This window comes from Alkalihalobacterium sp. TH-98, assembly GCF_057473385.1.
This window is the reverse complement of the sequence record NZ_JBYCKM010000018.1, coordinates 21,210-30,334: the sequence shown is the minus strand read 5'-3', so window position 1 is coordinate 30,334 and position 9,125 is coordinate 21,210. Positions and strand designations below refer to the sequence as shown.

The 9,125-nt window shown below is 35.7% G+C and carries 14 protein-coding genes; 6 read left to right on the top strand and 8 right to left on the bottom strand.

What is annotated here, in order from left to right:
- The 4 genes from AC2VNP_RS07720 to AC2VNP_RS07705 all read right to left on the bottom strand — a co-directional run.
- A partial coding sequence (locus AC2VNP_RS07720; RefSeq protein ID WP_486916767.1) for a hypothetical protein occupies positions 1–448 on the bottom strand: 448 nt, incomplete at its 3' end.
- Between the two features lie 71 nt (positions 449–519).
- The gene (locus tag AC2VNP_RS07715; protein ID WP_275117819.1) at positions 520–675 is read right to left on the bottom strand and encodes a hypothetical protein; all 156 of its coding nucleotides are present in this window, start codon (positions 673–675) and stop codon (positions 520–522) included.
- A gap of 180 nt (positions 676–855) precedes the next feature.
- Positions 856–1,353 (bottom strand): hypothetical protein, encoded by a 498-nt coding sequence (locus AC2VNP_RS07710; RefSeq protein ID WP_486916766.1) that lies wholly within the window; start codon positions 1,351–1,353, stop codon positions 856–858.
- Positions 1,354–1,521: 168 nt separating this feature from the next.
- Positions 1,522–1,932 carry a hypothetical protein gene (locus tag AC2VNP_RS07705; RefSeq protein ID WP_486916765.1) on the bottom strand — a complete coding sequence of 137 codons (411 nt, stop codon included), beginning with the start codon at positions 1,930–1,932 and terminating at the stop codon, positions 1,522–1,524.
- 147 nt (positions 1,933–2,079) lie between these two features.
- On the opposite strand from AC2VNP_RS07705, the gene AC2VNP_RS07700 reads away from it, so the two are divergent.
- Positions 2,080–2,460, top strand: a complete 381-nt coding sequence (locus tag AC2VNP_RS07700; RefSeq protein WP_486916764.1) for a DUF1761 domain-containing protein — start codon at positions 2,080–2,082, stop codon at positions 2,458–2,460.
- 120 nt (positions 2,461–2,580) lie between these two features.
- Here the strand turns inward: AC2VNP_RS07700 and AC2VNP_RS07695 are convergent, their stop codons facing one another.
- Positions 2,581–2,775 (bottom strand): DUF4177 domain-containing protein, encoded by a 195-nt coding sequence (locus AC2VNP_RS07695; RefSeq protein WP_486916763.1) that lies wholly within the window; start codon positions 2,773–2,775, stop codon positions 2,581–2,583.
- Positions 2,776–3,141: 366 nt separating this feature from the next.
- Here AC2VNP_RS07695 and AC2VNP_RS07690 point away from each other — a divergent pair, with 366 nt between their 5' ends.
- Positions 3,142–3,462 (top strand): DUF3592 domain-containing protein, encoded by a 321-nt coding sequence (locus tag AC2VNP_RS07690; RefSeq protein WP_486916762.1) that lies wholly within the window; start codon positions 3,142–3,144, stop codon positions 3,460–3,462.
- Between the two features lie 56 nt (positions 3,463–3,518).
- Here AC2VNP_RS07690 and AC2VNP_RS07685 read toward each other — a convergent pair whose 3' ends face one another.
- Positions 3,519–3,890 (bottom strand): hypothetical protein, encoded by a 372-nt coding sequence (locus tag AC2VNP_RS07685; protein WP_486916761.1) that lies wholly within the window; start codon positions 3,888–3,890, stop codon positions 3,519–3,521.
- A gap of 241 nt (positions 3,891–4,131) precedes the next feature.
- Here AC2VNP_RS07685 and AC2VNP_RS07680 point away from each other — a divergent pair, with 241 nt between their 5' ends.
- From AC2VNP_RS07680 to AC2VNP_RS07665, 4 genes are all read left to right on the top strand, one after another.
- Positions 4,132–4,935, top strand: a complete 804-nt coding sequence (locus AC2VNP_RS07680) for a CPBP family intramembrane glutamic endopeptidase (protein WP_486916760.1) — start codon at positions 4,132–4,134, stop codon at positions 4,933–4,935.
- Positions 4,932–5,237, top strand: coding sequence for a DUF3784 domain-containing protein (locus tag AC2VNP_RS07675; RefSeq protein ID WP_486916759.1), 306 nt, complete (start codon positions 4,932–4,934; stop codon positions 5,235–5,237). The genes AC2VNP_RS07680 and AC2VNP_RS07675 overlap by 4 nt, the downstream gene beginning before the upstream one ends.
- A 229-nt stretch (positions 5,238–5,466) precedes the next feature.
- A complete protein-coding gene (locus tag AC2VNP_RS07670; RefSeq protein ID WP_486916758.1) occupies positions 5,467–6,384 on the top strand; it encodes a sensor domain-containing diguanylate cyclase in 918 nt (305 codons plus the stop codon).
- Between the two features lie 62 nt (positions 6,385–6,446).
- The gene (locus AC2VNP_RS07665; RefSeq protein ID WP_486916757.1) at positions 6,447–7,553 is read left to right on the top strand and encodes an ATP-binding protein; all 1,107 of its coding nucleotides are present in this window, start codon (positions 6,447–6,449) and stop codon (positions 7,551–7,553) included.
- Between the two features lie 433 nt (positions 7,554–7,986).
- Here AC2VNP_RS07665 and AC2VNP_RS07660 read toward each other — a convergent pair whose 3' ends face one another.
- Together AC2VNP_RS07660 and AC2VNP_RS07655 are read right to left on the bottom strand one after the other, a co-directional pair.
- Positions 7,987–8,661 carry a hypothetical protein gene (locus AC2VNP_RS07660; RefSeq protein WP_486916756.1) on the bottom strand — a complete coding sequence of 225 codons (675 nt, stop codon included), beginning with the start codon at positions 8,659–8,661 and terminating at the stop codon, positions 7,987–7,989.
- Positions 8,652–9,023 carry a cytidine deaminase family protein gene (locus AC2VNP_RS07655; protein ID WP_486916755.1) on the bottom strand — a complete coding sequence of 124 codons (372 nt, stop codon included), beginning with the start codon at positions 9,021–9,023 and terminating at the stop codon, positions 8,652–8,654. Before AC2VNP_RS07655 ends, AC2VNP_RS07660 begins: the two co-directional genes overlap by 10 nt.
- Between the last annotated feature and the right edge of the window lie 102 nt (positions 9,024–9,125).

Sequence of the window (9,125 nt, the reverse complement as noted above, 5' to 3'; positions counted from 1 at the left end):
TTGGCCCGCTTCTTCCTGTTACTGGTAATATCAGGTTTGCATCTTCTCTTTTTGGCCCATTTCTTCCTCTTACTGGTAATATCGGGTTCGCATCTTCTCTTTTTGGCCCGTTTCTTCCTGTTACTGGTAAAACCAGGTTCATATCTTCTCTTTTTGGTCTGCTTCTTCCTGTTACTGGTAAAACCAGGTTCATATCTTCTCTTGTTGGCCCGCTTCTTCCTGTTACTGGTAATATCGGGTTCGCATCTTCTATTGTTGGCCCGTTTCTTCCTGTTACTGGTAAAACCAGGTTCATATCTTCTCTTGTTGGTCTGTTTCTTCCTGTTACTGGTAATATCGGGTTCGCATCTTCTATTGTTGGCCCGTTTCTTCCTGTTACTGGTAAAACCAGGTTCATATCTTCTCTTTTTGGCCCTCTTCTTCCTATTGCTGGTAACATCAGGTTCATTCGGGTACACTAAAACCGAAGTCTGATATTGGAATGAATTACTTTACCGCGCCGCCTCGATTCAGTACTCATCATCTCGTCAATGCAAAATAAATCACATAAAACCAACTAAAAACCCCATGAATGATTGCCCATAGGATCGATTGATTGACACTCCATGAAATGGTGATTGCTAAAACTGATCCGAAACCAATTCCTGTTTTTACCGCTGTATTTTTATCGCTCACTCCAAAACCCTCCTTCTTGTTCACTAAAGGATACCTATCGTAAGTCTGTTCAACATAGTCTATATCATATATACCCTGTTCCACATAACAGTATGAATAGTAATCGTCGCCTTAAACTTCTCCCTATGGATGGATTGCCTGGATGGATGCCTTTTATCGTTGCTTCATAAGTTGTTATAGCTAGAAGTTCATCTGTTTTTCGATCGTCATGAAAACTTGTGAAAACGTCCCTTTTATCGTTTGGTCTGAAACGATATCATCATAGATTCCGAAATACCAGTACGTAAATTCTGCTTCTTCTGTTGCTAGTAAACCAATAATATAATGATTACTAATTTCTTTTAAATCTAGATTTTCTTCGTAGGATAAATCTTTTTCAATAAAAGAATGATACGATTTACTCGCATCAATAAAGAAAAACGGTATACGGGTTTCCATATAAACATCAGCATATTGATCTTCTGACGCCTCATGTAAATGTTCCCTCGTTATAAAAACCGCATCATATATTTCAAGTTTTCTATCCAATAAATCGGTAAATTGGATGCTAGAAAATTGAATATGTTGTTCTCTGACGGATGGCAGTTCTCCAATCACCCCGATATGTAATGGCCGTCCTTCATACTGCTCGAGTTCTGGAATCGGAGCATCTGTTAAGGGCCTTCCGGAACACGCCATAAGGAGTATTACCAAAATAAGTAGTAAGCCGACCAAACTTGTATTACTCTTGAACAAAACCAATTCCCCATTTCTAGTAAGCTTTCTAGCTTAAAACGTTTATGCTGCAATAACGCCGAGAGGAATGTTCGCTCTATGCGTTATTATTCATTATTAGAAAGTAAAACGTTATTTTGTTGATAGATCAATAGTTTCCTTGTAAATACCATTTGCTGTTTTCCACTCCACAGTAATTTGAGCATCATTGATAATTTTATTAAGTTCTTCTTTCTCTACAGATCTGTTTGATTTTCCTTCCATCCAGCCTGTTTGTTCTTCAAAAGTTCCCATTTGCCCTTGAAAGTTTAATAGTTCTAATGAATGGGGATTTTCTACCTCATAAACAATAGAAGTTAGTTCATCTTCACCCATGAATTTCAGTAAGATTGTTTCACTTAAAGTGTTATCTGAAATTGTGTAATGAATATCAACATTACCGTATTCTCCTTCACCAACTGCTGTCACCGAAGCACTTTTAGGCATACACCCAGCTAGAAAAAGAGAAACAAATAGGATCACTAAAACATTTTTTATTTTCATCTCCGACCTCCGATATGTAACTGAAATCGTTTTTTTAATAAGAGCTTTAACTCTTCTTTAGCATCTATAGTTACCTTAACCTTACAATTATAAAGTGATATAATTCAAGTAAATCAACCCATATAGACTATAGAAAGAGGTAATGCAATGTTTTTAGCTATCTTAACAGGATTTCTTATTTACATGGTTAGTGGTATGATTTATTATTCCATTCTAGGGAAACGTTGGGTCAATTTATTACATATTAAATTAGAAAAACAACCTAACTATGGGCTGCTAACATTCGTTACTTTATTGACGACCCTTTTACTTTTTGGCCTCCTATACCTTTCCCAAGCCGAAACCATAGTAGATGGCGCGCTCATTGGCGGCAGTGTAGGGTTAATCGTAGCGCTTGCCTATGCCAAAGACTTTATTTTTAGTTTAGGATCAAATTCAAAGAACGCCATTTCTCTCTATTTTATTGCCGTCGGTTACCATGTTATTGCCCTTACTGTTATTGGTACTGTTATGATGTTTTTTATTTAACTAATACCGAATTAAGGCATAGAGATACAGGTCTTTATGCCTCTCAATAAGCTTTATTGGTGATCAGTAATTAATTATATAACTTAAAAATGTTTAAGGTCGATCTCTCAACTTTACCCTTTAATCTATCTTCTTTTCGAAAATGATCTCGTAAAATTCAGCAGCCCCATACCCTGCAATAGCCCGCGCAAAGATCTGTACTAACCTCCAACCTTCTGCCCCATGCTGCTCAATGACCGTATGATAATCTTCTTCAGGTTTTGTCCCTTTCCAAGTTGATTTTAAGTCGACTTTGACAAACTTATACTCGTACATAAACGATAGCCTCCTCCAATCAATTCAATACAATACAACTACCATACATACGAAGCACAAACATTTTGGTTTCAACTTTTATAAGTGTGTTTCCTTCAATCAATATAAAATGTTACTTGGAGCTTGAGTCTTCGCCTACTCCGCTTTAAAACTCTGAATTACTTCTTTCGACTATAGAAATAAAATAGACAACCACCTAGAGAGGGACAGCTTCTTGCTATTTATTTTTCTACAAATATATTACAATTTTATAAGAATAATTTCTTTTACTTGTAGAGGTGATGCTGTATCGATCAAACTGCACTTTTCATTGGAATTTCATTTTTACTATACGGGATTTATACGATTATACAAACATATCGAACGATGAAGCAATCGAAGGTAACTAAAGGCAAGATTATTGATTTACGTTTAGAGCCTGTTGCAAGAGCGATGGCCTACTTTCCTGTAATTGAATACTTTGACGAAATTGAACAAGAAGTAAGAACCTTTAAGTCCTACATGGGCTATGACCGTCGTAAGTACGAGATTGGCGAGTCGGTTGAAGTTAGATATTACATAAAAAATGATAAAAAAGAGCTTATGATTAATAATTGGTCTTCCATATGGGGGAAAGGTGTTTTTGCTGCCGTATTTGGTTTCATCTTTTTCCTAATAGGATTAAGTGGTTCCGTTACAATCTATTAAACTCTAAATTACCCTAAACATAGTAGAGATTTGCGAATTCATTGTTTTTACAAAATCTACTTTTCCCAAATCAGTCTAATATCTTGGTGATCTTTACCTTGAATATATATTTGATTGATATCAACAGTTGGTTCAATAATCGTTATTGAGAAATCAGCGTTTGGATTGACACGGCTGACAAGACTATATTTTAAGCGAATATAGAGAGCATCATTAACAGATGTATACATATACTTGCTAAATCCAGTCGCGCTGCTTGACGTATACCCTTTTAGGTGGATCGTGTCTTCTAGTATGTCAATCGTTGTCAATCCGATTGTATCCGTTGCAGCATACTCCCCTTCAACGTAATAATAAAAGCCTAAACCGACAATGAGGCTTACCAATAAAACCAAGCAGCTAAGTACTATTTTACAAAAATTCCCCATTTTATCTCCCCTCCCCCATCCATTAAGTATACAATGAACTTAAGAATGCCATTTATTACTACTTCACGAATTTACCATTTATTCTATTTCCTTTTTGACTAGCATTCTTATAGGTGGTTTCTTAATCGTGCTCGTTTGAATATTTCTAAAATTTCCTAGGCAAGCGCAGAAACCGACAATTTTCAATGAAGTACTGTGGAAGTTCGACAGTGATTAGTTCAATATGAATGGGGAAATTAGATTGAAACCGATTAAAAAAAGACTAGTTTTAGTTATATGTATTACATTCCTATTAACGTTGACGTTTCACCTGCTTCTTCAAGTGAATGGCGGATCCTCAAACACAGTAAACCGTAACTTGTTAGGTTTAGCGATGGGATTTCCGTTTTTAGCCATCTTCATTGTTCAAAAATTACTGTTTAAAGACGATCTCTTTAAAACGCTGGGCTTATCCTTGAAGTTAAACATCTGGTTCTTGGTTGCCTTATTATTACCCATTGTCATGTTTTTCCTTGTTTTACTTCTCTCGGATATTTTGGTTCCAACACTTGAAATTACTAATAATTCGTTCTTACGTCCTTTTTTTACACTTGTCTTAATTGGACTAACCGTAGCTACACTTTCGGCCCTGCTTGAGGAAATCGTTTGGAGAGGTTATTTCTATTATTATACCGAAAAGTCTCAATGGGGACCGCTATCTTTTATCGTTGCAATCATTTGGTCGGTGTGGCATGTACCCGTTGCCATTTTTTATAAATATTCACTACTCCCCTTCCATCATACAATGCTTTACACTCTAGTATTTTGCTTGCAATTATTTTTCTTATCTTTACTGATCAGTTTTATCCGTATAAGATCGAATTCGGCCATTGCAGCCGCTCTTATTCACGGTATGATCAACGCCTTATATTACTCGGATATATTTTTTGTTGGATTAGATAATATTTTAATTTTAGAATTAGTAAGGCTGTTTACTATCATCTGCATCCTATTTCCCTACCTGACCTATTCATTAATTGAAAGAAAGAGAGGTATAACAAAATGACTCATTTCATTACTGGTTTATTCTTTATTTTACTAGGTTACTTGATCAAATATAGACAATGGAGTTGGTTAATAGCGGGGTATAACACTTCTTCTAAGGAAGAAAAAGCAACATACGATAAACAGGCGCTTTGTAATGGTGTAGGGAATTTTATTTTTTTATTAAGTGGATTTCTTTTTATTACTGGACTCGGGGAATTGCTAAATATTACTTGGGTTGTTTCTTATAGCTGGATCGCTTTTATAATAGCTATCATTTTATTTTTAATATACGCCAATACAGGAAATCGCTTTAAAAAATAGAATTTATATTGTAACGGTTTATTTTCCACCTCTCTACAAACAGTCTTATTTATGTGTCTGTTTATTTAAAGTTAGTATGATTTGACAGACAGAAGATCGTTATCTTGTTATAATTTAGATGTTTGCCATGTTAATAGAATTGAAAACTGACTATGGCACCTAGATGAAAAACTTCGAAGGTTATCCATATTAAAACATCTAAATTTTTACAAAACGAAGGAGTTCAATAATGACTTACAAGGCTGCAACTGACCTACTGGAGTTAGTGAATTCATCGATTGAAGGAAAAATGTTATTTATCGGTAAAACATCAGAAGATACTTTCTCAATCATTAAATCTATAGATAACGGTACAGAGATACCTATTACGGAAAATCAAGAAATCCGTTTAAGAGAATCTTATTGTCAACAAATTTTCTTTGGTAACCGTGAACCACTTATCATCAACGACTCTAAATCCCATCCATTCACAAGCAAATTAGCGGTTACGAATGATTTAAATATTCAATCATACATCGGTGTACCCATTTTTTATAAGGATGGGGAAATGTTCGGGACTTTATGTGCCCTAGACTCCAAACCTTCACATTTCACTGAAAAAGATATTGATATTCTAGTAAAATATTCTAATCTCTTTTCATACGTTATCGAATTAGAAAAACAGTTGAAAACAGATCCACTAACCGGACTATATAATAGAAGTTATTTATCTGATAATTTTGAGTTTATAGCGAATAAAGGGGCTGTCATGCTTCTTGATTTAGATGGGTTCAAACAAGTCAATGATACATATGGTCATGATGTTGGTGATCTTGTCTTGAAAGAAGTAGGCAATCGATTAAAACAAACGATTGGTACTACTGATTTAGCCATCCGAATGGGAGGTGATGAGTTTGTCCTTTTATTACCTCATCAAACAGATAAAAAACTGTTAGAGAAGCTTGGTAAACAGTTAACTAAAGCGTTATCCGATTGGACGACATTTGAATACAGCATTGACGTCTCTACAAGTATCGGTATTGTTCAGTACCCACAGGCAGGTAATGAACTAAGTACACTACTGAAAAAAGCGGATTATGCTATGTACGAGGCAAAAAGAAATGGGAAGCACACTTATCGCTTTCATGATAGGTACCTTCCTAACTAAAACTCTAGTAAATTCCACTGTATAAACCTAGTTCAAGAATTTAAATAAAAAGGATAATGCTCATGCCAAAAGAATATATGTCAGTCAATATGCTTCAAAATGAAATTAAGAAACTTACAAATGTGAATCAACTGATTTTGGACTCTGTTGCCGAAGGGATATACGGGATCGATTTAAATGCTAAAGTTATATTCTGGAATAAGGCTGCTGAGCAATTAACGGGGTACGTCATATCAGATTTTGAGAGTGAAAATCTTCACGACTTAATTCATCACACGAACGACAAGGGTGAACATGTTCCTCTTTGCGATTGCCCGGTATATCACGCATTAAATAATGGGAAAAGTATATTTGTTGAAGATGATATCTTTTGGCATAAAGATGGAACTAGCTTCCCAGTAGAGTATACTGTTAATCCGATGATGGAAAATGAAAAACATGTAGGTACCGTCATTACTTTTAGAGATGTAACTGAAAAGAAAAAAACTGAAAAGATTTTACAAGAATGGGAAAAGCTCTCGCTTGTTGGGCAGATGTCTGCAGGAATTGCTCATGAACTCCGTAATCCCATTACATCCCTTAAAGGCTTTACACAATTAATGCGATACAACAAGGAGCCCAAAGAAGAATACTTTGAAATTATGGACAATGAATTTGATCGGATGGAATTAATTATTCAGGAGCTTCTTACATTCTCTAAACCACAAAAAAGAAATTATAAAAATCACAATATAAGTCAGCTTATCGAACAAGTCGTCCTGCTCATGGAGCCGCAAGCGACGATGAAAAACACAAAGTTGCTTTATGAAAGCGAATGTACGTCACTTGAAATTACTTGTATTGCCGATCAAATGAAACAAGTTCTCATTAATTTAATTAAAAATGCGTTAGAAGCAATTGAAACAAACGGGACGGTTTCCGTAAGGCTTAGCCAGCATAACAACATCGCTGTCATTCAAATCGCTGATGACGGGTCAGGAATGTCAAATAAACAAATTGAAGAATTAGGAGAGCCATTCTTCTCAACGAAAGAAAAAGGAACCGGGTTAGGAATGATGGTCACTAAAAACATTATTAAAAATCATCACCAAGGAAACATTCACGTTGAGAGTAAACTTTCGGTCGGTACAACCTTTACGATTGAACTTCCTGTAAAACTACAATTGTAAGCAAGTGAAAGTGCCACGACATACAAAAACACACAATCATCTGTGTGTTTTTACTCTCATTTTATGGTTGTCCACCTAATTGTCAGGTGAAACTTCATTTTTTGCTTTATATTTGATCATTAAATCTCTAATCAGATTAAGTGAGAAATAAATAAATGTGGATATCAAACTCAAATATTGTTTGTAAAGAGGGATTTCGCTGAGTTCTCTTTCCATAAAGAAATACCAAAAAGCTAAATTACCAGCATGGGCTATTGCTATAAATAGAAAGATAAGTGAAAGTATTCTCAATGTTTTCAAGATGTACCTCATTCGTTATTATTTAATATGCTTTCTTCTATTTTCACCTTTAATACTAGTACCATATTATCTTGTTTAATCAATTGATTTACAGATTCTTCATCTTGAAAATCCACCATACTCATTGATTGACTTACTTAAACTCCCCTTTCACGACGTAAACGACATCATAATTCTCAAGTTCGTGTAGGTGTAAATCCATGTTTCTATAAAAGTCTGTTGAAAGGGTTCGCATGACACCATCACTAGCTGCATAAAAAAGACTTGCTAAAACTAGTTCTTTCCCGCTTACAACTTCAATATTTTCCGGATTACTCTCCCATAGGCTAGCTAGATTTTCTGTGTCACTCCCCGAAACCCTCTCATAATGGCCACTTGTTGCCGTGCCTCCATCACTACTGATACTCATATTATAAAAAAATTCATTACGATGTTCGTGGGCTTTTAAAGTTGCAAAAATGATATAACCGTCTCCATCAATATAGGTAGAAATTCCGCCTAATCGCTGCTCAACTAGTTGCCCTGACTCATATTTTTCAACCCATACAGAAGCTTCTTCCGTTTCATTCCTATTAGTAAACTCAAATACGAATGACTGATCAGTTGTCGTTGCAAGGATTGCACGCTCTCTTTCGGTTAAGTCAACTTCATACAATTCGCTGTGTGTTTGCCCACTCTGTTCATTACTGCAACCAATCAAAATTAGCGCTAACAAGGGTAAAATCATGATTACAAGGTAGTTTTTCATGTTATCATCTGCTCTCTTTTTAATATGGTCATATAAAGGAAGTTGCTGTATTAATTCCAACGATAAGGCAAGATCTCCTCAAGCAGCACTACTTTATTTTCTTCAACTAATAGTTCGGCTTCGATATTTTTAGGATTAATTTGATAGATGAATTCTCTGCACCTGCCACAAGGAGGATAAATCTTTCCTTCAGGTCCAACGGCAGCAATCTGGGTAATTCTCGTTTCATTGTTCGTGATCATCTGTGCGATCGCGGCATGTTCAGCACAAAAACCCATTCCAGACGGCGCATCGATACATACACCGGTGTAAACGTTCCCCTGATCCGTCACAAGCGCACAGGCGACTGAACCTACGTAACAATTTTCCGTTAGCTTTTGCGGGTTTAACTTACTCACTGCAAGGTCTTTAAGCTGGCTCATTTCCATATTGCATCCCTCGATTTTTTATTTTTTTGATAGTTCGTTTACAGCCATATCGTTAACCTTGTTTCCAAGTATTGAATGTTGTTGTTCCCTTTTCTA

Excerpts from the sequence above, each read along its gene's own strand:
- AC2VNP_RS07710 (WP_486916766.1), bottom strand. The coding sequence starts at position 1,353 with ATGGCGTGTTCCGGAAGGCCCTTAACAGATGCTCCGATTCCAGAACTC.
- AC2VNP_RS07705 (WP_486916765.1), bottom strand. The coding sequence starts at position 1,932 with ATGAAAATAAAAAATGTTTTAGTGATCCTATTTGTTTCTCTTTTTCTA.
- AC2VNP_RS07700 (WP_486916764.1), top strand. The coding sequence starts at position 2,080 with ATGTTTTTAGCTATCTTAACAGGATTTCTTATTTACATGGTTAGTGGT.
- AC2VNP_RS07695 (WP_486916763.1), bottom strand. The coding sequence starts at position 2,775 with ATGTACGAGTATAAGTTTGTCAAAGTCGACTTAAAATCAACTTGGAAA.
- AC2VNP_RS07690 (WP_486916762.1), top strand. The coding sequence starts at position 3,142 with ATGAAGCAATCGAAGGTAACTAAAGGCAAGATTATTGATTTACGTTTA.
- AC2VNP_RS07685 (WP_486916761.1), bottom strand. The coding sequence starts at position 3,890 with ATGGGGAATTTTTGTAAAATAGTACTTAGCTGCTTGGTTTTATTGGTA.
- AC2VNP_RS07675 (WP_486916759.1), top strand. The coding sequence starts at position 4,932 with ATGACTCATTTCATTACTGGTTTATTCTTTATTTTACTAGGTTACTTG.
- AC2VNP_RS07670 (WP_486916758.1), top strand. The coding sequence starts at position 5,467 with ATGACTTACAAGGCTGCAACTGACCTACTGGAGTTAGTGAATTCATCG.
- AC2VNP_RS07665 (WP_486916757.1), top strand. The coding sequence starts at position 6,447 with ATGCCAAAAGAATATATGTCAGTCAATATGCTTCAAAATGAAATTAAG.
- AC2VNP_RS07655 (WP_486916755.1), bottom strand. The coding sequence starts at position 9,023 with ATGAGCCAGCTTAAAGACCTTGCAGTGAGTAAGTTAAACCCGCAAAAG.